Consider the following 23,258-nt stretch of genomic DNA (forward strand, 5'->3'; position numbering starts at 1 on the left):
CCAATCGGCTCACCTCCCGCTGTCGGTTCGTATGCGTCACATTTTCAGTGCTGCACCGCTACACACGTCTGCTGCAGCGACCTCGATGACGCGCTGCCCCGTGCGCCGTCGAATGATCGGCAGTGCCAAGTCTGCCACCCTCCCGGCGATTCCCCAGTTGCGGGTTCGCTCTGTGGCGTCGATGTAGTAGGCAGATGCTCGGTTCGGTGCATGTATGCGCCGTGCGGTTGCGACGATGGCGCCGTCTTCGGTGACAATGACTCGTGGGTTCAGGTGGAAGTCATCGCTTTCGTGGATACTCTCTGCCCAGTCTGCGAGAGCCATCGCGTTGTCTGGGTTTCCGCCGGCGGATTCGAAGACGTAGCGGGCTTTGGAAATGTAGTAGCCGTGAGTCATGGTGTTTTCCTTCCGCGTAGCCGAGGCTACTGGTTCAAATAGGCTTTCCAGGTCATGCCTTGGAGCTTCTGCTCGACCTTGCCGGGCTTGGTGTCACACCCCTCGATGCTTCCGTCATCGTGAACTCCGGCGTTTTCCAGGCTGGTAATCCAGCGGGCGATGTGGTCGCGGTCGATGTAGTCAGATGGCTCTTCAAAGCGCAGTACGCCTTGTTTGTAGGCGTATCCGCCTGTAATGGTGCGCTCCTCCCCCAGGATTTCTGTCAGTGTGCTGTCAATCCCCTCAGCTCGCAACATGTCGGAGTTCGACAGGGTGATAAGTCGCGCCATTGGTGCGCCGACCACGGCGGCATTGTCTTCCTCTGAGACACGTCTGCTGAGACTTCTACGGTCGCTTAGCCCATTCGCAGAACAGATGGCGCGGAGGACGTGCCGGATACGAATCGTCGATAGATAATGCCCGGCTTGAGAACGGATAGCAGTTTCAATGTCTCGCTCAGCGAGCGTCTTGGATAGGTAGCTCATGGTGCGTTCCTTGGTCTATGTGCTGCTTATGCCCTGACTGTAGCTACTGTGACTGCGCAAGTGGCCGAGTGATACGCTCTGACCGTTTTGTCTAGGAGAGTTTGGGTGTCAGATTGACACTTAAACCATGACCAGCTCTTTTAGTCCGCTTTCAGTAAGAGTGCCAGATTGACACTCTTACTCTGGAGCGAGGAAGCACGCCGGACAGTCACGGGATTGAGGAACGCATCGCCCTCGCAGAAATACCCCCCGAGGACGATTTTCAACCTAGACCGCGGGCACGTCCTCCAGCTTGCCCTGAACCCACTCCAGCGCCTTATCCGTCAGCGAGTAGACGAAAACCCGTGCCATGTTCATCTGTACCGCCGCATCAGGCTCCGGCTCCAGGAAACCAGATGCAATGACGGCATTGAGGGTTTCCTTGGCGACGTTGTGACTGACAATGACCTGGCGGTCTTCGTCCTCCAGGAAAATATCGGGGCTGTTGACAGTCAAGGTGGTGAAGCACTCTTCCCAGCCGTCTTCGAGGTGCGTCAGCTGCAGGGCGATGCGACCTCCATCCAGGTAGCGCTCAACTTTGACAGTGAGGTCAAAGTGCTTGCCGTAGAAGTTCAGCGGAATGTTCCAGTCGGTGTTGCCCATGATGGTGTCCCCTTCGTGCGTGGTGGTGTTTTTGAATACGCATTTATGTTCTCACCAGGGGTATTCCATCTGGCCGGAATGAGAACGGGGTTAGTGCAGCTTTATTGTTTGAAAAGCTGCACCATGACTTGCGGTAGCTGGGATGAAAACCGGACAGTCATACCGATACACCATAAAAAAGCATCCTCTAGATAAGTAGAGGATGCTTCCCTCCACGAAAGTGGAGAATAAAGATTTCGCCGATTATAACGAAATACCTCCGCGACAGCGGAGAATACATAGCTAATTATAATCGGAACACTCAACCATCGCCACCTACATCCAATCCCAACGCCGACCAGCATGATTCACCTCCATCGTGAACGATGGAGCACTCTCATGCGACGAGGTAGAAAACCGTCATCGCCCTACGTACCTTGCCCCCACCTCAATGGCGGTCATTACTGGATCGAGCCTATTGATCCGTGCAAATTCACGGATACGCAAATCGCTCCCAAGCTGATTAAGGTGCTCGTGGCCTCCTTTGAGGCTATCACCGAAGAAGAATTGGCTTGTGCCGAGAATTTGCTCCCACCTGACGGATCGAAGTTCCCAGCAACCGTAGCCTTTTTCGTCGGTGCGAAATCTGCCTGTAAAGGTAGGCATAGTCATCGTGAAATACCAGCAGCCATCATCGCTGCGCTCTGGTTTACTCCAGGTAGGAAGCGGTGGTAGCTCGGGCGAGGCCATGCGCTGTTTTCTTTTGGCGTGCTGCATCTTCGGGCTATCGGTTGAGATATGCAAGATATTCGCGTGCTGCAGTACGCGATGGAGTGCGGGCATCGCGATTGCACCACTGCTCAAACTCAAGGTCTCCCTTGAGGGCGAGCCAGGAAACTTCAGCCCGGTTTTGTGCGCTAGTGCCTGCGAGCGTGAATTGGCTTGTGCCGAGAATTTGCTCCCATTCGGCATAGCCTCCTCCGAGCATATTGGATACCCATTTTTTGACCCACAGACCTTGGCCTTCTTCATCGGTGCGGTATTCAGCGACTCCTTTGCCGTCAACTACATCCTTCGTAGTGATGGTGAAATAGCGATGCCCATCACGATTGATAATTGGTGAAATAGTATAGGTGGTATTGGCCATCTTGCATTCCTTTCCCTCTGAAGTCGGCTTCGCGTCATTTCTTTGATGCCAACGCTACAGCGTGATGTCCGCATTCTGGCCGCTATGATGTGCCCGACCCTCCTTTATCTACTCGCTACGTATAGAAAATTCGGACAGCTGTTTACAGTGCCAAGAACTCGATTTCGTCGATCATTTCCTCCAGCTCTGCTCGCGCCTTCTGCACAGTTTCGGCTTTCTGTGCCACTGCAAGGCGCTCGCCTTCGATAATCGAATCATCCACCTCGGGCACTGCTTGAAGTACGGCGGCAATCGCTGGCACCATGTCCATCGTCTCTAGAGCATCTTCAACGGACTTTTGCGCTTCCTCCAACTCGGTGTCATCCAGGGAATCAAAGATGCCTTCGGCTCCCTCTTGGGCTGCGATGTCGCACAGTGCCTGCATGGCCTTCTTTGCGACATTGATGGTTTCTACTACTGCATCCAGGTTCTTATTGACCTGTGGGGATAACTGCGCGAGCGTGCGTGTGAATCCGGCTACCTGCTCGACTTTTTCTACCGCGTTGTCGGCCTGGGCTGCGCGAGCAAGCGTTTCCTCAAAGCTCGGCTGACCAGCAGGCGCGAAAGCCCCTGTCTGCTCGGACACTGCCTTGTCGAACTCTGCTCGTGCTTGCGGTTGACCTGATTTCTGCTCGTTCGGCGCCACCGCGTCTTGCCAGTCGGGCTCTTCGTCTGTGGTGCCGTAGCGGTCGTTTTGGGTGACCTTGGCTGCGCGGCCGCGCTGTGGGGCTTCGGCGGCGGCAAGGTCTTCTTCGGATACCCACGGGGCGAACCCGGTGTCTGCAGGCGGATCGGGAACTTTGCCCTCGTCGATGGTTTCCTTCATCGTCGTGTCGATGACGGCCTGAACATCGTCAGGTGTCACGTCCCCGCCTTCTGCAGCCTCTTCAGATCGAGCGACGATTGCATCCAAAAGGCGCTCATGGTTCTCGCCGGCAGCACCACCAGGGATCTGCTTTAGCAGTTTGTCTGGCACCACAAGGTCAGAAGCATCAACACCAGTTTTCTCTGCAATTGACCACATCATCCATGCCACATTGCTCATGCGACGAACGTAGGAAGCGGAATACATCTTGCCTTGCGCGTTGGGCAGGCGATTTTGAAACCGCTCACGAATAAACTCCCGCGGCGAGTGGTAGCCCAACGGCTCCCACGCCTTCCTGTCCAGGATCTCCTGCATGGTCTCCACGAACGTTGTCGCAGAGACTAACGCACGTTCTACCAGCTCTTCTGCCTGCTCAACCGTCAATGGGCCTTTGTCGGAAGCAACTGGATGCTGCTCGGCTGCGGCCTCAGATGGTGCCTGTGCGGAGTCCGCTAAGGCGGCTTCCATCGCGGCATCGACTGCTGCGCTACTCATGGTTTAGCTCCTTTCTGGGCGCCGTCGTGGTACCTAAACGTGCGGAGTGTCGGTGTGCGCATAGTTGCCCATTGCGCTTTCTTTCGCCGTGTCGGTCTGCTGCTTAGAAGGCAGGTACGTCAGCTTCGGCCCTCGGATACGTGGATTGCGAGTATCGGCAATCAGGTCGAGCTTTTCGGCATACGTCGCGGTGTTCGACGGAATGAAAAATCCTTTGGGCCCGTAGGCGTTCGCGTTCAAACCAAGCTTGTCAGCAAGTACTTCCACTGCGATTTTCTTCTGCTGAGGACTGGCTTCATCGAGCTTCTTTGGTAGTCGCACAGAGATACCGCCTGGGGAAATAGTGGAGGCAACTCGAGCTCGGATGGAAAACGACTTACCTGTTGTCGGGTCGGTACGCCGCGTGGTGGAAAACAGATCCTTCATGCGAGCAGCCACGGCTGCATCATTGGTCAAATCGGTGACGTTATCCAGGGCTGACTGCTTGCGCGGATGCCCCTCGTCATCGTGGGTTGTTGGTGTCCAGGTGGTCGGCCAATCGACGGGGTTTCCTTCTCGGTCGGTTGGCCCTTGGGTCATCAGCGTTGTGGTGCCCTGCCCGGCTGCGCGGTTGGCGATAAAGCGTTGCATGTCAGCCTCGATGCGTTGGCGCTTCAAATCGCGGACAGTTCCCAGACCTGGGGTAGGTGCGTACTGGCGTGCGTCCTGAGCCACGGTGTTGCCGATAGTGTCGCCGGGGACGTACTGCGAGGTCACGATCGTTGAGCGCTTGTTTTTCGCGGCCCACTTCTGTGCTTCGCTTGCGGTCTTGTCGGGTCGCCAGGCCTGGGCGAGACGGTTCATAGCTGCGCTGGTGTGTCGGCAGGTGCCGTGCTTTTTGTACTCGTCGCAATCGCATCGCAGGCCAGGGTTGTTGCCGATGGCTTTGTCGGTGAGGACGCGGCGGTATTCCCCGTCGGTGTCCAGTTCTTCCCATACGGTTGCCATGCCGGTGACTTTGCCGTCTACGAAGTTCATGCCGATGGGGGCCTGCACAATCTTGTTGTTGAACAATTCTTTTTCGACCAGTGCGGCCTTCGGCATGTGTCCCGAGGCAAGCGATAGATCCTGGATGACACCATCGGTGTCACGTCCCTTGAGGGTGCCCGGCTTCATCGACGCCTTGATGGCGCCGAAAGCAATCGTTTGCGGCCCCACCTCGTTGAACTCAAACTGGCCCTTCCGCAGCTCTTCACGCCGATTGCGGTTGTAAGCGATACGCGCGGCGCGATTCATCGCATCCAGCTTCTCGCTGTGACCACCAGGAACAGGGCACTGATGGCTCGTATTAAACGATGCCCACTGCCCACACGTCGGGCAGCGATACAGAGTCAGTGCAGCGTTAGCGTCTTCCGCGTTGGCAAATTGGTGCGCCTCATTGTCAGCAAACTCGGTGAACACCTCCCCTACTGGTCGTGACTGCGCTTCTGCAAGAAGCTCCGTGACTTCATGTGGCTGTGCGCGCAAGATCAGCGGAGGCCGCTCATTGCCTTCCGCGTCTGGATGACGCTCAATGAGCACCACGCCACTGTCCTGGTTGTAGGAAAGTGACTTGGCAAAGGAGCTCACAGGCTTATTGTTCGCATCAATCTTCCGGTTGAGTTCTTCCAACGAATGATCGGCCTTGGCCAGCTGCTTGGCTGCCTTCATCTTTGGCAGGAAACCGCCGGATGCTTCAAAATCGGCGACACGGCTATCGAGCTGCTGCTTCCATTCTTCAACGCTTTTGCCGTCTTGGAAATCCTCTGGGTAGGCCGTGTGGAGCCATTCATCCAAAGTCTTATCTGCCGGTTTGTTGGCATAGTTGCCCAGGCGCTCGTGGATTTCCATCATTTCAAATGACCGATGGTAGATTTCCGACAGCTTCTCTCGCTGAGCGAGCATGGCAGCGTTTGGGCACTCGTCTTCGGTGTGTCCAAACTGACCACACTTGGCGCACTTGACCACGCCTTTCCCAGGGTGCTCGAAAGTACGCAGAACGTGTGAGGAGTCGATTGCTGCTTTCGAGTCGAGTTGGGCGATAGCGCTTTGTCGGCGCTGTTCCATAATCTGCATGGCCTGGACAGAGCGACCTGATACGCCGAGGTTGTGCTGAGTGGCGGGGTCGATTCCTGCGGTGGCCAGTGCGTTTCGTTCGGTGTCGCGGATCTGTGAATGGTGGTCGCGTCGCCCGTCTTGGGAGACAATTTCGTCCCATTCCTTGCGGGCTTCATCGACGGAGATACCGCGGTGGCGGGCGTTGACTTCCAGGAAGTTTTCTTTGGCCGGCGAGACGTTTTCCAGCAGATTTCCCAGCCTCTGCATGGCGTAGATGTTCGCAGCGGTGTTCATCTGGGCGTTCGTTAGAGGTTCGCCCTTCTCGTTCTTACCTGACAGAAGGCGCTTTTCTTCAAGGTCAAGGCGAGTGATGATGCCATCTCGACTTCCCCGCTTGCCGGACGATTTGGCGTACTTCTGTGCATCACTGAGAAACTCTGCGTTACGCAGACTCTCCCGAAGTGTCCGCACCATCTGCAGCTGCTCGTCTACGCTGACGGGAGCTTCAGCATCCAGTGCGTCGCCGGTGTGCTTGATCTCGTGGATCATGGACTGCACTTCGGCGTCGTGGAAGGCGTTTTCTCCGTAGTAGCGCTGCATCGCCTTTACAACTGCCATCTGCGCACTACGGCCCTTATTTTCGCGGCAAACCATTAGCTCTCAACTTCCTGTGAATGTGGTGTGGCGTGGTGATGGTGTTTCATGCGTGTTTAGTGCTCGCCAAATGCAGCCAGGTTTGCTGCGTATCGCTGACGAACAGTCTCGTCGTAGCTATCTCGGTACAGAGCATCTACGGGCGTGACCGGCCTAATTGTGCTGGTAATAGCCCCTAGCGCGTCAAGGTCTTCGAGGAGGTTGTCGGCACTGTCTACTCTGATGTGGCGGGCGTTGAGATCCGATACGTTGTCCGAGTATTTCCGTCCTTCGATAACGAGTGTCGCTTCGAAGTACACCGTGGGAACGGTGGTGTACGGGTAGTAGTCCCCATCATTGACTACAAGGGGAACATTGGCGCGCCACACTCCACGGTTTCCGGTGAATAATTCGCCATTGGGGTTGGCGAACAGCATTTCATCCACGATGCCTACCGGCGCCGATGCGATGCTCGTTGCGGCGCGGTCGAGTACTTCACGCTCACGGTCAGAAAGCTCGTCCCAACTGCCGTCTTTCTTTGCTGCGTCGTTGATAATGGCCTGCGCCACCAGACGAGCCTGGTGAGCGAAATCGGATCGCAAGTACGTCAGTTCGGCATTAATGCGGTCGGACTCGTCTAGCAAGACCAATCGGCGCTTATCCTTCTCCGCATCGTCGAGGTCGTTGTATTCCCGCTGGATGGCGTACAGACGAGCCAGGCGCTCTTGGTAGTCCGGGCCGCAGACTGCCGCGAGCACATCCTCAGCGTAGTCGGCGTAGACGCGGATATGGTCAGGCAGCACTCGATCAAAGGAAACATCGAATACTGGTGGTCGAGTCGAACAGACCACTGGGATTGTCCGCCCGTGTGCTGTACCCACTGCATGAATGTGCCCGTCATGGGTAATCAGCGGGGGAATATGCCCGGTGTCTGGGTGAATAGTTCGGTACTCGATTGGGTCATGCGCAATATGGAACGAAGCACTGTCCATAGCAAGCAGACACCTCCTGTCGATGCGAATTATCAGCTGTGAAGCATGGTGTTTGCAGAAGATGGTAAACAATGCCCGCTTACCGCCAATCGCTTCGCAATCAGGAGATGCCGTCGTTGGTTTTATTGCTCTGCCAGGGCGTTGATGACTTCGCTGAGCATCACTGTGTCGAGATCGTCAGGCGAGCTGCAACTGATGACTTTCCCGTGGCTAATGGGAAATTCTCGGCCAAAGACCCCGAGTTTAACTGCAATACAGCGCACACCGTCGTTTCCTAGTCGCTGCATTTGTTCATCAATTATCTCCATGTCCCCCTCAGGCAGCGCGCCATCGGTGAAGACAATGAGCACCCGCGCTCCGCTGGATTCGAGAAGCCGGGCCGCTGCGGCAGCTCGGGCGACACTGGCGGGCCCGTGACTGGACTGACTTCCAGGGTCGGTGACTACAGGCACTTGCCGAGGCGTCGTGTCCGGCCGGATAGTTTCGAATGATTCTCCGCCAAATCCCCAGCACGAGACTGTGCCCCCGATGGTGGCCACTGCGTGCGATAGCGCCCATGTTGACGATTCGAGGTTCTTGCGGAACATGCGTGTGGTTGCCGACGAATCGAACACGACGGCACAGGATAGGCCTGGCTGCTCAACGGTTCTACGTGATGGCTTTCGCCACGGTGTAGCCGTCATTTCCACTCCCGCGGCTCGTTGCGCGGCGGCTTGCACTAGTTGGCGTGTATCGAGACGCCCGGAAGGAATGGAGCTGGCATTAGTGGTGTTGCGGGGGGTGCGATAGCGCGCCTTTTTCAGCGCGAGCGTAAGTCTGTGGCTGAGGTTCTTCTCTTCCTGGTTTGCGTCCCGGTATGTGATGTATCGGTTAATCGGAAGACCAGCGGAGGAGGTGCTCCGCTCGGATGTCACGTCCCCTGCTGGGTCAAGAAGCTGAGCCCACTCCTGCATTGTGGTTGCCGCCGGCTTCCGTCCGCGCTTTTTCGTCACAGGAGGAAAAAGGGTGCGCAAGGCTCGCATATCCTCGGCTGCATTCCACTTGCACCGATAACCCACCAGCGCAAGCTCCTCTTTCAGTTCGGAAAGCAGCACGTCATCCTCGATGTGTTGGGCCAGCTCCACCCACCGGCGACCACATTCCAACAGCATGTCGCCTCGGGTATTCGGCGTCGCCAGCACGTCATCCCACAGTTTCTCGATGGCCGCGAAGTCATCGCCCCAGATTTTTTCTAGGAGCTGTGGGATTTGTCCTACATGACGGTCATCCACAAGGCCTGCCTTAAAGCGCAACCCGACCCCCATCGTGGTCGCGCACAACACCTCCCCGTAGTGCGGAGCGAAGCTATGCAGGTCATGCCCATACCAGCTGGTAAACAAGGGTCGTGCCATTGGTGCGGAACGCGCATACTTCGCTTCAGCTCGTACCTGGTCGCAAAACACTGCCACGTCGTATGCGTGCGAGTCTGTGGCGTCCCTCAGGGACGTATCGGTGCGCCACGGAGAAAACCGCAATGGTGCCAGCGCGGCAAACAACGCGCCAAACATCATCGGTTGGCGAATCTGCGTGGCAGTATCGGTCACTGCGCCATGCGGCGCCTCGGCGTGCTTCTCAACGAGCAGTCGAGGATCAATGGTGATGGTGCGGTGTCGAATCGTCACCGCGTCAGGAGATAGTGGTGATGCGGAAAAAGATACCTGGCAGTCAACACCGAACTGGCTACGCACTGTCGCCGATAACGACGGGGCAATGATCCTTTCCCAGCTCGGATGAATTGGGGCTTGGGCACGAGTGGCGGTCATCGCAAAGGTCTCCTTGGGTGCAATGGTGTTTTCTTGCTCCGTATCGTCGCACACCACCTGTTTCTCTTGGCCTTTTTCACTCCCCCCGGCGAAAGCGGTCACATGACTTAATGAGGTCTGTACGTTGGTCGTAGAAAATCCACCACTAGAAAGCGACAGCACCATGCATCACGTTTTTGGATACGGGTTCATCCCTTCCTCTGATGTCTTCGACACCACTTCCGTTTCCCACTGCAATTTTATGACCGACCGCGGCTACCACATCTGGGGAAGCCTTGATGACGTCAACTGCGAGTTCTACCAACTCTCCGAGAACTCCTCCCATCGACTCCGCACCCTGCAGCGCATCGCCGACGAGATCCACGAAGAGTCCGACAACGATCAGCGTCAGCATGGCCTGTCGTACCTGCACACCGTGGCTTTCCCAATGGATGACCTCGAAGGTGACAGTCCAGAAAACCTAATGCAGCGTTTCCTGCGCATCCTCGACGAGACAGGCGGAAACTCGGCCGATGTCGCGACCTACATCCGCAGCCTAGAACTCAGCATGGCCACCCCCGGCGAGCAGGAAGCCGACCTGGAAGAAACAGCACCCCAGCCACAGTCGGCGACGGAAACGTCAGATGAGCCCGTTTTCAACGACGAATATCAGCCCCGCTATATCGGCGAGCTTCGCGACGTCGATCTGATCCGACGCGCCCATGTCAACAACATGACCGTGCTACTCCAGGGCCCTCCGGGAACCGGCAAGACAACACTATGCAACGCTGCCCTCCATGAGCCTATTACCGTCAACTGCCACGACGGCATGACCATCTCCGACCTTGTTGGCCAATGGAAACCTGTGCCAGGATCTCCTGGCGACTTCCAGTGGCACGACGGGCCGCTGGTTACTGCAATGGAAACCGGCACCGCCCTTATCCTCGATGACTTCCCCTGGGCATCCAACACTGTGCAATCCGCCCTTTTGCCGGTACTTGACTATCGGCGAGAAATCACCGTCGTTGACCGTCCCGAAAACCAGACGATTAAGGCAGCTCAAGGCTTCTCTGTCATCATCACTGCTAACCCGAACACAGGTATCGGCATCATTGAGCCCATTGCCGACCGCATTGACGTGACGCTCGATGTGCCAACTGACCTGGCGACCGCTTCTGCGCTAGGAGCTCACCCGGATTTCCTGGCTGTTGCTTACCGACTGGAGTACGACATGGAGCAGCGCCGCCTCGATGGAGGCATTGGCTGGGTTCCCTCCATCCGCTCACTGCTGTCAGCTACAAAGAAAGCAAAGGTTTTCGGCCTTCCGATTGCAGCTGCAGCTTTCCTGGCGGAATGCCCTATTACCGATGTGGATTATCGAACCTTCGTCCGTGACCTCCTGGAGGCGCAGACCCGCTTGGAGATTGCCGATGGCCTGGTATCTCAGGCGCGCGATTAGGGAAAAGTCGGATCATTGATGTTGCTCTGCGCCCCCAGGCGCATGTCCGCATTGGACAGTGCCTGCCCCCGACACCGACTTGGGCTCAACAAGGAAGAGCGGCAAATCTGTTAGGAGTGGGTTTTCTGTGCTGGGGCAAGCAGTTGGTAAACCCTGCCTTTGCTGACCTCTAGTAGCACTGCTGCATCAGCAGCCGGAATGTTCCTAGATTTCAGGCTGCGAGCTGCTTTACGGAGCTGTGCTGCAGCACGCTCCTGCTGGCGAGCGGCTTCAAGCGTTTCTTTGCGAGCGATTGCAATATCGTCTTGCAGTCCCCCGAGGTCAACCGTGAGATCGATGTCAACATCGCTATGGTCGATTGCTGGCTCAATGGTGTCGAGGTAGTCGCGTACTTGTTGTTCGGCGTCTTTGAGGCGAGTGACGCTGGTTGCGTTATCTTCGTCCAGGATTAGATCCCACCCTTTCTCCCATCTTTCAGCGGTGACGTGGATTGTGGTGCTCATTTCTCCTCCTTTTTCAGGCGCTCTACGTTGGCTATTGCTTTGAGGGCATTGCGGGTTACTGCGGGGGATATTTCGCGGGTTTGCGTGATAACCACAGGGCGTTGCAGCAAGGTGTGTGTCCACACCTCGTGGTCGCCTTTTCCTTCCCTTGATGTAAATCCTGCTCTGGTCAGCTTTCTCACTAGGTCGCGCCGTTTCATTGGCTTAGTCATAAGCATAGTATAGCCCCCCTATATCATCAATGTATAGAGGGGCTATACTTTTTAGGGATTCAGGGTGGACACTGCCGAAAAACAGGAAAACACCCGACCCAGAAACGTCAACACCAACACAAACTGCAGAAATAGCACTCCTCATACTTCCCGTCTGAGCAGGGAATTAACAAGGTCATCCTTCGACTAAATAGCGACGAACACCTAGCAACACCCCAACACGTAACGCACCACGTATTAACGCCCTAAAAAGATGACCCAGCATTGTCCCGGCCCACCGATCTACTCCAGCAACTACGCACGGACCTGGCAGGCCAAACCTCGCCACAGCAGGACCCCGCTAGCTTTTTTGATATCACCGCACGACCACAGACGCCCTATGCCGAACACAGGCATAGGGCAACACATCTCCCCCGATAGACACCCCCTATTGAACCCGCGGGCGGGTGGGGATATCGTGCAACTTAAGTCATATATATAACTATATGACTTACTCCGGAAACCAAGTCAGCCCGACACGGGCTCCAAGCCCCAAGGAGACCAAAAATGAAGATACCCCGCAGATTAGCGGTTGCAGCTACGGCAATTACAATGTCTGTGACACTAGCGGCTCCTGCGTACGCTGCTACCACAAACTACTTCCCGAGGATTGATATTACGCACACCCCGCAAGGTGACCGCGTTCATGTTTACCATCATGGTGGTGATACATATCCGGGAATGATGGCAAGTTCAAATCGCCTTCATGAGCGCATGTGGAATGAGTACAAGCAAAAGACACCTCCTCATCTGCACACTAACAGTATGAAAAATCAGCTTTCGTGCCATATTGCAAACATAGGCGCAAAAGATCCTTGGAATCTCGAAAGCTGGCGGCCAGATGTCGGCTATGCTGCGACAGTGAGGGCACTTTGTAACCCATAAGTAGGAAAGGCAGTACACAATGGCTAAGTTCGTCGCGCTATTCATTGGCACTCTACTAGCAGGAGCTGCCCTCATTTTCTTTGGCAATAGCTATATGTCGGCTTCAGTAAACGAGGCAGATTTAACCGGTTTGACCGCAGAAAATGGGCTCATTGCCTTTCTTTTAATAGCGTCTGGGATAGTCGCAATCATAGTCTCTGTAATGTACTTTCCTGGAAAAATATTGAAAGAAAGGCGCAATTAAAGTTCGACATCGACGGTCCGCGCCTCCTCTTGTCATGAGGAGGCGCGGACTTTCCACTCCCCTGCATTAGCAGCCGGCAAACCCCATGTTCCGACTCCAGATTTTTCATACCAGGGGTATTTTCCTCCGAAACTACCGATTTAGAGAAGTGCTGCCAGCTCTAAGATGACGTGCGACTTCTGCCTTCGATATACCTTCCCTATTCCACCGCCATACCTGTTTAGTTGGACCAGAATCTAAAACGGGAACACGCCTATTCAATCCCTTCGGCTTATCCCCAAAAATAAGCGCCTACTCAAACTCTGCAATGCTACCGAACAACCCCAGTATCAAACAGGAAACCAGCGAGGGATTCTTCGACTAGGCCTACCTCTCTTTAAAAGGACCACCACGGCCGACAAGGTCATCAATGCCGCAATCAGCTGACCCCTGTGAACAAAACACAGCGTTTCCTCTAGGTCTGAGCGTTTGCGCGTAATCAGCTAGTTCTATCGGAGAAAAATTCGATAGGCTACTGCACTTTTAGTTCAACAATCTGACGAGCAGGCTCCCCTCCCCGCGGAACCACTTGCGCATACCCAACTTTTGCCCGAAAACCGGCAAATGTTCCAGTCAGACATACCTAGAAAAACTATCGTGGTATTGCTGTAAGCCCTATTTAGTTCTGCGTCATCTGGCAATATAGGAAAAATGAAGAGCTCTAACAGGAGAAAAATTATTAGTGCCTTGGGCACAGCCCGCATTGCCCCGTATTTGGCGGCGGCGGGCGGGAATGAAAAGAAAGCTCTCTCTCTTTACCGCTGGAGCGTTGAGTTGACTGCGTCTATTCAGGAGACGTTGGGCTTGACGGAAGTGTTTCTTCGCAATGCTATTGATGAGCAGCTGCAGGAATGGAACAACGCGGAGCAGGGATACCAGACAAGTTGGTTGCTTCACGACCCTGCCAGCCCTTTACGTAGCTTGACGAAAAGCAAGAGGATTGAGGCTGTACGCCGTGCTAGCAAATCAGCCCAGCGTCGCCCAGCTAACCATTTTCGATACGGCCAGCAGGTGACACATGATGACGTTCTTGCTCACACAATGTTTGGCATGTGGAAGGACATTTTACCGAATCATGCACCCAACGCCGATCAAGATAAGACCGAGAATAAGAACCGCATGAGATTGTGGAAGGGCGCGGTGATAAATGCTTTTCCACACATAGTGGATTTGGATGGAGAAAAAACATATTGGCGAGTTGCCCATTTGCATGAGCTGCGGAATCGAGTCTCCCATATGGATAGCGTGTTAAACGTGGATGTACTCGATATTGTTAACGATGCGTTCGATCTGGTGAGCAGTATTGATCCCGATTTGGCTATTTGGCTAACTGGCACTAGTACGGTTCATGCAGTGTATGACCGACGCCCAAAATAAGAAAAAGGCCAACAGGCGCATTTCGTCCTGTTGACCTTTTCCACTCATGACAAGGGACCTAGTCCTTGCCTTCTCTGGGCCTTAATCTACAGCACTGAATTACCAACCACTATACCCCGCCCCCTTCTGGGGGTGGGGTGTTTTGATAGTCCGCCGGAGCAGTAGCGCCGCGCCAAGCGCGAGGGATCACTGAGAGCAAGCCGGCATATTGCGAAGGAGCCCCCGCAACGGCCTAGGTATGTCACGTCTCCTCGCGTTCGATACTGGTGCGGCTAAGCCGCGATGCGGTGATCGGGAGAGGTTTCGTCCAGGACTTCCTGGCCTTCAAAATGCGTAGCCCCCAGCGGGGATCTCACCATCGAATGCACATGTGTCGCAAAGTCCAACGCTTCTTGCGTGTGCGAGATCAGTACCACGGAGGAAAAGAGGTTGTTGAGCGCCGCGAGAACGCTGCGCCGTCCCTGTTCATCCAGATAGTTGGTCACCTCGTCACATAGCACCTGTTCGGGCAGGCCACCAGAGGCAAGCCGGAGAGTGATGCCGACGCGGAACGCCAGCCCGACGAGAGCAGATTCACCACCGGAGAGCACAGAAGTGCGCACGAGTCGGCCATCGGAGAGTTCAGCGCGGGGAATGAAGTCCTCGTCGAGATGGAAGGCAACGTATTCGCCACCAAAGGAGGCTAGGAGGTCGCTTGCTCCCTGGCAGATTGCCTTAGTGGATTCTGTCAGAAGTTCGCTGCGCAATGCCGCAATGGCATTGGCCTTACCTCGAGCGATAAGCGCGTCGCATACCGCGGCTTGCTTCTTTTCCCAGCGGATCTGCGCTTCTTCGGCAGTCATCGTGACCACGGTTAAGACTGACTTCGCACTGTAGAGGCAGGAGTTCGCCTCGGAGAGCTGCTCTACTGTTTGCTGCTCTGCTGTAGCGGCCTTGACTGCTTCCTGCTCTGCGTGGTGAATTTCTTCGACTGTGGGGGCGCTGACTTCTTGGGCCGCCTTTTCAGCTTCGCGGAGAAGCTGTTGCGCGTGGCGTGCGCGTTGAATGACGGAGGTGACACGCTCCAGGAGATTGCAGGTGGCCAGGATTTCATCACGATCGGATTGGAGTTGGTGATAGGTGGTTTTGGCTTGTGCGAACAGATTTTCTGGGCGGGCGTTTGCTGGCATGTTGAGGGTTTTTGCGAGCTCAGAGAGCGAGGTATCAAGGTCGGCCTGCACCTGAGTGTCACGTCCCCTCGCGTCTGCAGCCTGTCGTGCAGCGATCTCAGCCTTAGACATTTGCGCTTCCGCTTCCCTAATCTTTTTCTGCAGCTCACTGATTACTACCTGCGTCTTCTTTCGCTGCTGCTCCAGCTCAACGCCGTGGCGACAAACCACGTCATAGTCAGCCTGGGCCTGGTCGGCTTCTGTCTGCATTGCCAGAATCAACCCATCGACATCATCAAGCTCATGCTGGCAGGTCGGGCAGCATGAATGTCCCTGGCCAGCCGACTGGAGAACCCCAATGGCCTTCCGCAGCCGATTGAATGCGGCTTCGTGCACGCTGGCTTGGCCAAAGACAGTCCGAAGGGACTGCTCGATCTCCACATCATCAGACTTAGCTTCATCGAGTTCTTGGAGCCACTGCTGCCTAGCCGATCCGGCTTCATCGGCAGCATCAAGAGCCAGTCTTTCTGCAGCATCGGCCTTATCGACGGCCACGCTGGCAGCGTCCTTGTGAGACTTGGCCGTGCGCACCCTGACAACGAGATCGTTGATTCGCTGGATACTGGCCGACTTTTCCTCCGCAGCGCATCGCGCCTGTTCAAACGCTTCTGCGAGGTCACCGTCGATAGAAATCCCTGCCTGCCGCGCAGCGTCAGTGACTTGGGTTTCTTCTCGGCGGGCGTCATCACGTCGCGCACGAGCAACGGCGACGTTCTCGCGCGCTTTCTGCGCACCACGTTCGGCATCGCGCAAGGCTCGCACCTGAGCATCACGATTCCTCCGCAAACCACTAACGCTTTCCAATTGGTTCTTGACCTCATCGACGCGCTGCTGACAGTTTTCAACCTCCTGTTGGGCTTCGTTGCGCTGGTTAACAGCAACTACGACCTCTTCTTCTGTCCCCGGCAGTGCATCAGCTTTCGACTCGGCCACTGTTGCCTGCTTGCGGGCAATATCGCGCGCCTTTGTCAGTGGCGCGATGCCGGTGTGTTCTTCGACAAGCGCCTGGACTTCAACGGGTGTGGCCTTCATCAAGGTTGCTACTTCTCCTTGCGGAATCATGGCAGCGCCAGCAAAAGCCTTTGCGGTCATTCCCAGACGTTCTTCCATCTCGCGAGTCAAAGTTCGAGCGCCGATGCCGTCAACATTTTTGCCGTTGATGCTCAGCGCGGCAAGCACTTTCTCCTTCACTCCATTTTTCGTATTGGAGCGACGCATCCAGCGGCGCACAACGAAGACATCTTGACCATGCGTAAAGGTCACCTCTGCGCCTGCATCGGCACGCTCATCACTGCCGCGACGGCGTAAGTCAGCATTGGTGCCAGCATCGCCGGCATCGCCGAACAAACACCACCGCACAGCGGTAAAAAAGGAGGACTTGCCCGCTCCAAATGACCCGGTGATGGCGTGCAGTCCATCACTAGAAACGTCGAGGGTGAGTTCCTCGATAGATCGGAAATTGAATAGACGAATGGTGGTGATGCGCATAGTGACCGCTCTCCTAGTTGTTCGCGTCGGCTGATTGCAGTGACTGCAAGGTATCGGTGGTGGTTTTCACAATGGCCGAAAGCACTTCGTCGCCTTCGTCAGCGAATGCCTTTAGTGCGGCCGCAACGGTGCCGTTGCCCTGACGTCGCGTAGTGAACTCATTGGCGAAATCGAGGCGAGAGAAGTCTGTGGTGGATGCACAGTCAGCCATTGTCGGCCGCGCCTGCTGTGGGTGCGCATAGGGGGCTGACCAGTATGCCGCATCGGCGGCCATTGCTCGCCAATCTTTCTGGCAGGCAGCCAGTGCTTGCCGCTGAGCTTGGGTTGTGTAGTCGATGACTTGTCGGATGATGACGCCACCATCGCCGGTGAGGTTTTCGGTGGCCCCATCAGAAAGTGTCACGTCCCCGAGTCGTTGCCGAACGATCCGATCAATATCGGAAACCGACTTCCCCCGAGCATCAATCGGCTCAAAGTCAATCTGCGGGCGCTGCCAAATGTAGTGCGGAATCACGCTCGTATGACCATCATCATCGACCCGCACTTCAATCCAGCCACGGCCAGCATCTTCGTCGGAAAAGCCTCGGCGAACCCCCGAGCCGGTCATCCACACATCCGGCCCTGCATGGTCATCATCCGGCCCAAACCCCGGAATCGGCCCCAGTGTGTGATAGTCCGACAAGATAACTGCGCTCCACGCTCGATTTGTCCACTCAACAGGGATAACCCGCTGAGCTCCATGACCATCGACCGCTCCGAACAGTCGCCCATCAGCCTCGAAAATTCCGTGCGCCACAAAGATATTCACCGCGCCAGAAACCGGCTTCGGATCAATGACAATCCCCTTGTCCCCCAGCGCCGGGTCTAGGCCGTTGTGCGACACAAAGTGCAAAAACAAGTCACGATCGGCATCTGGCTGATGCACCTCATACAGGCCTGGATGTGGCCCAATCGGATGCGGGGAATCAGGAAAAACAGCCAAAGATTCTAGCTCCGCTCGCTCGATGTGAGAGACCGCAGAAACATGTGTTGACGCACCATTATCATGGTTTCCGCCATTCGTGCGACGCCAAATCGGCGTCCCCCGCCGTTTGCCCGCGGCCACGCGCATATCGTCAGCGCTGATAGCTTCCGCTACTGCCCGAACTGACGGATGTTCGACGTGAAAAAGATCTCCGCCATCGACAATGCCAATGACTCCTGCGTCAAGCATCTCCGAGTAAATCATTCTGTGGGCTACGTATCCGTCGTTCTCGCGGAGGTTAATACCGTCCGTATGTGAACGATTCATTGAGCCCATTCGATAGCCAAGGTGGCTGCATCCATGAAAACCAATTGCGTACATCTCGCTTCTCTCCTTCATGCGTTACATGCGCTGTGTGAAGAAAAGAGTTTCATGGTGCCTCTGTGGTCTGGCCGAGACTTTAGCCGCCCAGATGTAAGACAATTCTGCGGTTTATGTGTCGCATCACACTACATACATGCTGTATGTTTAGGTTGTCAGCCAAAATAATTACATCCTTGTGGTTAGCCAGGGGACCCACCACCTTCTTGGCCCCACAGGGGGATGACGCACCAAAACACCGCCACCACTAGAGAGAAAAGCTTTCAATGAATACTGCAGCTTGCTGCGGTCGAGAGCACCTTTTCTTCGCAGAAGAACTGGACTCCACCGCTGTACGTAATGCCGCCGACTCCAACGAGCTCAACACCGAACTCGAATACCTCGACCAGGCAGTTCAAGACGTCAAAACTGCGCTCAGCATCTGCGCCGACTGCCCGCTACTTCAAGCCTGCAAGCAAGAAACAGCCAGGCTCACAGAAAGCAACGCTGCCCCCTGCGGTGTAGTACGAGCAGGAATCTACTGGGGATACCAAGGGCACCCCGACCCCACCCTCAACGGATGCCTCACCACCAAAGCCTCTACCCAGATTCGGGAGACCGCTCACGGAGAACTCACCGAAGCTACCGTCACCAACGACGCCGGAGACGAGTTCCCAAAAACCATTAAGCTCTCCTTTGGCACGCAGCCGGTGGACAGCGACGAAGCTGGCTTCATTGACGAGGAATTTACTCCCTGGGATTACTCATGGATTCCCCCACTGTCGGCCCCTATCAACGAAATCGCAGTCCAAGCCGCACTCAGCCAAGACCCGCGCCGCCCCGTGGTTACCGAGCGGTGGCTCGCACTTAACCATCACCCCATCACTCCAGAGGCTCTCCGCGCCGAAGTGCTCACTGACGCGGATGTTTGCGAGGTTATCCGCCGAGCAGACGCCACCGGCATTGCTACAAGGCGGGTGTCTTCGATTCTCCGCATGAAGTGGGACTTTGTTCAGCGCCTCCGTCAACAGCTCGGCGTAAGCATTCCAACTGACGCGCTCGCTGAACAGACACCAGTCACCGTGGAAAACTTTGATGCGCAGTGGCAAGAAGCCGCCCCGTGGCAACAACTTGCACTGCTCTAGCCTCCTCGAAGTAAGGCTATCCGACTTCCGCTAGCCCAGGAAGGTCAATGCTCGCCGACTGTAGTGGCTTCGCAAGCACTTGCACTGCATGATGGGCCGTACTGTTAAGTAAATCTTTGAAGGCGTAAGCGTACATCACACCAACTAGGTACTCAAGCAAGGGCGGATTGAATCTGTAAAGCCAGTCTTGCTCTACGTCATCAAGAACGGACATGCTTCGGGGAAGTGTTTTCCTGCGATCGTCGGCATTGCCGTAGTGATGCGCAATAAGGTCGTGCAGACGCTCCGCTGCAATACGGACGGATACCTCTTTCGCAGCGACAGCTGCCTCAAGTTGATTCATTACGTCATCGCTCATATTCAGCAGAAGCTGATACGCCACTTCAATGCGCGATGCTGTTTCCGAGTCCTCCTGGCAAGACTCGGCCGGCGACTTGCTCTCCATCTTGAAAAGTGAGTCCTAACTGTACGAAACCTCTAAAGGTTCAAAGCCTCGTTGATAACATCTCCGGCTACGCGAAGCGCCTCAAGATGCTCGGCCCGATCATCTGTTTCAGGAAGAGACTCAACAAGAGTGCGGTGGCGTTCGATGTTCCGCGCAGCCTTTTCAAGCGATTCTCGCTCCACCCAATTGTTCTTCGCCAGCTCGGCAGTATCTCGCGACATCTCACGAATTTCATCCGTCAATGGCTTGGTCAACGCACTAATTCGCTTGGAATTGTTGACCTCCTTCAAGATGTCTACTTCCGTCTCGTCAAAAGCAACTGCCGTCATTGACCGAGCCATAACAACTTCTCCTTAGGTGTTCTGATTGCGATTGGTATTCAACACCCTAAAGGAGCGCCGCTTTCCCATGATTACCTGCACGAATGGAACCTCTATTACGGACTCCATAGAAGGGAAGCGCTCATGATTTACGCTATGGACATCCCTGCGAAAGCAGGAGACAGAACACCATGCACCGAACTGAAAGGAGATGGGGAGACCATAGATATTGGCCCCCAAATCATCAATGCGCATCTCTAAGCCCTACTATCGCCTCGTCACTTTTTCCCTCGGCGCTGCAGCAGCTTCCCTTGCCGCCGCAGGCATCGCCAATGCAGCTCCTGGTGAACAGCCGGGACTGAACTCCACCGCCCAGGAGGCGCCGTCGAAGCCGACTGAGCAGAAGACTCAGCCGGGCCTGGAACCAAGCACCAGCACCGAAGCACAGGAACCGCAGGAGCAGGCCCCGCAGACCTCGATTGAGGCAGCGCCGTCGAAGCCGACTGAGCAGAAGACTCAGCCAGGCCTGGAGTCGAATACCAGCACTAACGTCCAGGACACTTCCACGCCTGAGCCGCAGCAGCAGGCTCCGACTTCGAATCAGGATGTACAAACCAAGCCGACTGAGCAGAAGACTCAGCCGGGCCTGGAACCGAGCACCAGCACCGAAGCACAGGAACCGCCAGCGGAAGAAAAGCAGGCCTCTGAGCCGCAGCAGCAGGCTCCGGCACAGGAGGCTGCGCCAGCACCGGCACAGCAGAAGCAGGAAACCGCCACACAGCCCGCAGCACAGGAGCAGAAGACCCCGGCGCAGGCCGAGCAAACCTCAGCTCCAAAGCAGCAGGCCCCGGCACAGGAGACTGCGCCAGCACCAACCGAGCAGGAAGCCCAGGAAGACTCTGCCATTGACAACAGCCGTCTCCCCCAGCTCCCTACTACTCCGAGCGTCACCGTCAACATCGAAGCTGATGCTTCTTGGGACACCCCGGAAACCTCCGGCGACGCTTCCTTTGCAAACACCACAACCTTCTCTCCAGCCGGCATTAACTCCAGCCAAACCGATGTCCAGGTTGACACCGCTGAACTCCAGGCAGATGCCTCTGTTTCCAGTGAAGGAACTGCAGTCCAGGCAGATGCCTCCGCAACCACGGAAAACGCCACAGTGGAGGCAAAGCTCGACACTGAAAACATCCAGAGCTAACCAACTCTACTGCTGCGAAAATCAGCAGGTAAGCGGGCACCTTTTACAGTGAAGGCGCCCCCAAAACACCAGGCGGGGAAGCATCTCACCATGAGATGTGCCCCGCCTTTTTGCACACCACACGAAGGAGCGCACAATGTCTAAAGAGTTCCCAGGAGACGAGTGGGATCAAGACAGTTTCGAGTCCTTCTCGGGATTCGACGAAGAAAACGATGACGGATTCGAGGAGTTTGAAGCTGCTTCTTTCGGTGATCCAGTCGCTGATGAAGAACGTGAGAATAACTCGCAACAGCCAAGCGAACCTGTCACGTCCCCGATTATCAAATCGGCAACGCCCGCGGCCGACAATAGCGACTCTTTAGATCATGACGATGACGCTGCCTTCGATGCGGGCCCCAGGATTACGAGGATTGAGACCGAGGAAGAAGACTTCGTTCCGGTTACCTACAATGACGAAGATTTCGACGATATTGTTCTCTCTCCCACGGCCTTCCGCGCTCCAATGGCGTCATCTGTGCTGACTGCTTCCACCGCCAAAGCCACCAAGGGGCGATCTAAGGGAATAGACATTGCCAAGCTTGATGAAAAGGCGCAGCGTAAGGCTTCTCAACCGCTAGTCAATGAGCAAATGAAGCAGCAGGAGAAAAGCGCGAAACAGCAAGAGCGGGAGGCGAAGAAGGAAGAAAAGAGAAAGCAGCTCAGGCAAGAGCGAATTGATAAAGAGCAGCAGCGCAAAAAGAAGCAGGAAGAACGTAAACAAAAGCAGCGTCTCCGCAAGCTAGAGGCGCAGAATAGAGAAGGAGCTAACTCTGAGACGAAGCCCGGTAATTGGCGTCGTAGAGCGGTTGTAGGCGTCGCTGCGGTCGCCACGGCCGCAATTATGGTGCCTAGCGGAATGAAGCTCTACTCCGTAGCTCAAGGAGCGTTTGCGCAGGAGGAAGCAACCGTTTCTATGCCGTCTGAGGGTACTGAATCAAGTGCCACACAGTCTTCTCCTCTGACAAGCTCCAGCACCTCGACTTTGGCTCCGCAGGATAGTTTCGACAGCTATGTTGCAGAACGTTGCCAAGAAGCAACGAGTAGCGGCGAGACTACAACACGTGCCAATGGCGACGGATCGACACCAGTCGAGGCGATTAAGGGATTCAACTACGCCTACTTCACGTTGAGAGACGCACAAGCGGCTTCCGAGTTCCTGGACTCATCCATGTATAAGTCGGTTTCGAGCCTTCAGGAAGGCATTAACCATCCTGACAACGGTGACGGGTACTGCCTTCATATCCAAGATTCAGGGTCTAACATCTTTAAGGTCAGCGTCATTGAGTTTGTGAAGCCCACCTCTGAAGGGCAAGATCCTCAAATGTGGAAAACGGATCAGACTGTGACTGTTAAACAGAACGGAAACAAGTGGGTTATTTCAGGCCAAGAGATTACTAGTTAATTGAATGGCTGAACTTTCAAGGGCATCAGATAGTAGTCTGGTGCTCTTTTTCTTTATTATTGTGCGCTACTTGTTCTGAGAATGGAGCGTTATTCCCATGACAGCTTGTTAGGCAAGGCACCGAAGGTGCCGCGGCAGCACAACGAGCGAAGCGAGGCGTGAGCTAAAAACTTGAACTTGTGGATAACTTCTACCTGGAAAGCTGCCTGTGGATAACTTCACGCCGCATATTGTTCTTAATGAACATATTGTATATTGGTCCAAGGAATTTAGCTGCTGTGACCTGCTGTTTTGATGGTATGCATGTGTCCAAAGTACACGGATATGTGTCCAAAGTACACGGATATGTGTCCAAAGTA

Annotated in this window: 21 protein-coding genes; 7 read left to right on the forward strand and 14 right to left on the reverse strand. The window is 55.3% G+C overall.

What is annotated here, in order from left to right; translation table 11 throughout:
• Positions 1–36: 36 nt before the first annotated feature.
• The 8 genes from CHU70_RS10840 to CHU70_RS10875 all read right to left on the reverse strand — a co-directional run bounded on the left by CHU70_RS10840 (position 37) and on the right by CHU70_RS10875 (position 9,590).
• The gene (locus tag CHU70_RS10840; RefSeq protein ID WP_147739840.1) at positions 37–396 is read right to left on the reverse strand and encodes a hypothetical protein; all 360 of its coding nucleotides are present in this window, start codon (positions 394–396) and stop codon (positions 37–39) included.
• Between the two features lie 26 nt (positions 397–422).
• Complete coding sequence (locus CHU70_RS10845; protein WP_147739841.1) at positions 423–920, reverse strand: hypothetical protein; 498 nt, start codon at positions 918–920, stop codon at positions 423–425.
• Positions 921–1,187: 267 nt separating this feature from the next.
• Positions 1,188–1,562, reverse strand: coding sequence for a DUF4313 domain-containing protein (locus CHU70_RS10850; RefSeq protein WP_147739842.1), 375 nt, complete (start codon positions 1,560–1,562; stop codon positions 1,188–1,190).
• Positions 1,563–2,325: 763 nt separating this feature from the next.
• On the reverse strand, positions 2,326–2,688 hold the full coding sequence (locus tag CHU70_RS10855) for a hypothetical protein (protein ID WP_147739843.1): 363 nt from the start codon (positions 2,686–2,688) through the stop codon (positions 2,326–2,328).
• Between the two features lie 142 nt (positions 2,689–2,830).
• Positions 2,831–4,087, reverse strand: a complete 1,257-nt coding sequence (locus CHU70_RS10860; RefSeq protein WP_147739844.1) for a hypothetical protein — start codon at positions 4,085–4,087, stop codon at positions 2,831–2,833.
• Between the two features lie 33 nt (positions 4,088–4,120).
• Complete coding sequence (locus CHU70_RS10865; protein WP_147739845.1) at positions 4,121–6,781, reverse strand: hypothetical protein; 2,661 nt, start codon at positions 6,779–6,781, stop codon at positions 4,121–4,123.
• Between the two features lie 92 nt (positions 6,782–6,873).
• Positions 6,874–7,788, reverse strand: coding sequence for a hypothetical protein (locus CHU70_RS10870; RefSeq protein WP_147739846.1), 915 nt, complete (start codon positions 7,786–7,788; stop codon positions 6,874–6,876).
• A gap of 122 nt (positions 7,789–7,910) precedes the next feature.
• A complete protein-coding gene (locus tag CHU70_RS10875) occupies positions 7,911–9,590 on the reverse strand; it encodes a hypothetical protein (RefSeq protein WP_147739847.1) in 1,680 nt (559 codons plus the stop codon).
• A gap of 163 nt (positions 9,591–9,753) precedes the next feature.
• Here CHU70_RS10875 and CHU70_RS10880 point away from each other — a divergent pair, with 163 nt between their 5' ends.
• Positions 9,754–11,028 (forward strand): AAA family ATPase, encoded by a 1,275-nt coding sequence (locus CHU70_RS10880; protein WP_147739848.1) that lies wholly within the window; start codon positions 9,754–9,756, stop codon positions 11,026–11,028.
• 110 nt (positions 11,029–11,138) lie between these two features.
• On the opposite strand, the gene CHU70_RS10885 is transcribed toward CHU70_RS10880, so the two are convergent.
• Both CHU70_RS10885 and CHU70_RS10890 read right to left on the reverse strand, forming a co-directional pair.
• Positions 11,139–11,531, reverse strand: a complete 393-nt coding sequence (locus CHU70_RS10885; RefSeq protein ID WP_147739849.1) for an antitoxin HicB — start codon at positions 11,529–11,531, stop codon at positions 11,139–11,141.
• Positions 11,528–11,743, reverse strand: coding sequence for a type II toxin-antitoxin system HicA family toxin (locus CHU70_RS10890; RefSeq protein WP_147739850.1), 216 nt, complete (start codon positions 11,741–11,743; stop codon positions 11,528–11,530). The genes CHU70_RS10885 and CHU70_RS10890 overlap by 4 nt, the downstream gene beginning before the upstream one ends.
• Before the next feature lie 723 nt (positions 11,744–12,466).
• Between CHU70_RS10890 and CHU70_RS11520 the strand changes: the two genes are divergently transcribed.
• The 3 genes from CHU70_RS11520 to CHU70_RS10905 all read left to right on the forward strand — a co-directional run bounded on the left by CHU70_RS11520 (position 12,467) and on the right by CHU70_RS10905 (position 14,327).
• Positions 12,467–12,667, forward strand: a complete 201-nt coding sequence (locus CHU70_RS11520) for a DUF2599 domain-containing protein (protein ID WP_353936068.1) — start codon at positions 12,467–12,469, stop codon at positions 12,665–12,667.
• Between the two features lie 19 nt (positions 12,668–12,686).
• A complete protein-coding gene (locus CHU70_RS10900) occupies positions 12,687–12,911 on the forward strand; it encodes a hypothetical protein (RefSeq protein ID WP_147739852.1) in 225 nt (74 codons plus the stop codon).
• Between the two features lie 690 nt (positions 12,912–13,601).
• Positions 13,602–14,327, forward strand: a complete 726-nt coding sequence (locus tag CHU70_RS10905) for an Abi family protein (RefSeq protein WP_147739853.1) — start codon at positions 13,602–13,604, stop codon at positions 14,325–14,327.
• 272 nt (positions 14,328–14,599) lie between these two features.
• Here the strand turns inward: CHU70_RS10905 and CHU70_RS10910 are convergent, their stop codons facing one another.
• Complete coding sequence (locus CHU70_RS10910; protein WP_147739854.1) at positions 14,600–17,023, reverse strand: AAA family ATPase; 2,424 nt, start codon at positions 17,021–17,023, stop codon at positions 14,600–14,602.
• 13 nt (positions 17,024–17,036) lie between these two features.
• Positions 17,037–18,314 carry a hypothetical protein gene (locus CHU70_RS10915; protein ID WP_147739855.1) on the reverse strand — a complete coding sequence of 426 codons (1,278 nt, stop codon included), beginning with the start codon at positions 18,312–18,314 and terminating at the stop codon, positions 17,037–17,039.
• A 320-nt stretch (positions 18,315–18,634) separates the two neighbouring features.
• Here CHU70_RS10915 and CHU70_RS10920 point away from each other — a divergent pair, with 320 nt between their 5' ends.
• A complete protein-coding gene (locus tag CHU70_RS10920; RefSeq protein WP_147739856.1) occupies positions 18,635–19,492 on the forward strand; it encodes a hypothetical protein in 858 nt (285 codons plus the stop codon).
• A 16-nt stretch (positions 19,493–19,508) separates the two neighbouring features.
• On the opposite strand, the gene CHU70_RS10925 is transcribed toward CHU70_RS10920, so the two are convergent.
• Positions 19,509–19,937 (reverse strand): hypothetical protein, encoded by a 429-nt coding sequence (locus CHU70_RS10925; protein ID WP_147739857.1) that lies wholly within the window; start codon positions 19,935–19,937, stop codon positions 19,509–19,511.
• A 32-nt stretch (positions 19,938–19,969) separates the two neighbouring features.
• Positions 19,970–20,278: a hypothetical protein gene (locus tag CHU70_RS10930; RefSeq protein WP_147739858.1), complete on the reverse strand. Its 309-nt coding sequence runs from the start codon at positions 20,276–20,278 to the stop codon at positions 19,970–19,972.
• A 226-nt stretch (positions 20,279–20,504) separates the two neighbouring features.
• On the opposite strand from CHU70_RS10930, the gene CHU70_RS10935 reads away from it, so the two are divergent.
• Both CHU70_RS10935 and CHU70_RS10940 read left to right on the forward strand, forming a co-directional pair.
• Positions 20,505–21,458, forward strand: coding sequence for a hypothetical protein (locus CHU70_RS10935; RefSeq protein WP_147739859.1), 954 nt, complete (start codon positions 20,505–20,507; stop codon positions 21,456–21,458).
• A gap of 136 nt (positions 21,459–21,594) precedes the next feature.
• Positions 21,595–22,899 carry a WVD2 family protein gene (locus CHU70_RS10940; RefSeq protein ID WP_147739860.1) on the forward strand — a complete coding sequence of 435 codons (1,305 nt, stop codon included), beginning with the start codon at positions 21,595–21,597 and terminating at the stop codon, positions 22,897–22,899.
• The last annotated feature ends 359 nt before the right edge of the window (positions 22,900–23,258 follow it).

This window comes from Corynebacterium sp. LK10 (assembly GCF_008042455.1).
Classification (GTDB): Bacteria; Actinomycetota; Actinomycetes; order Mycobacteriales; family Mycobacteriaceae; genus Corynebacterium; species Corynebacterium jeikeium_D.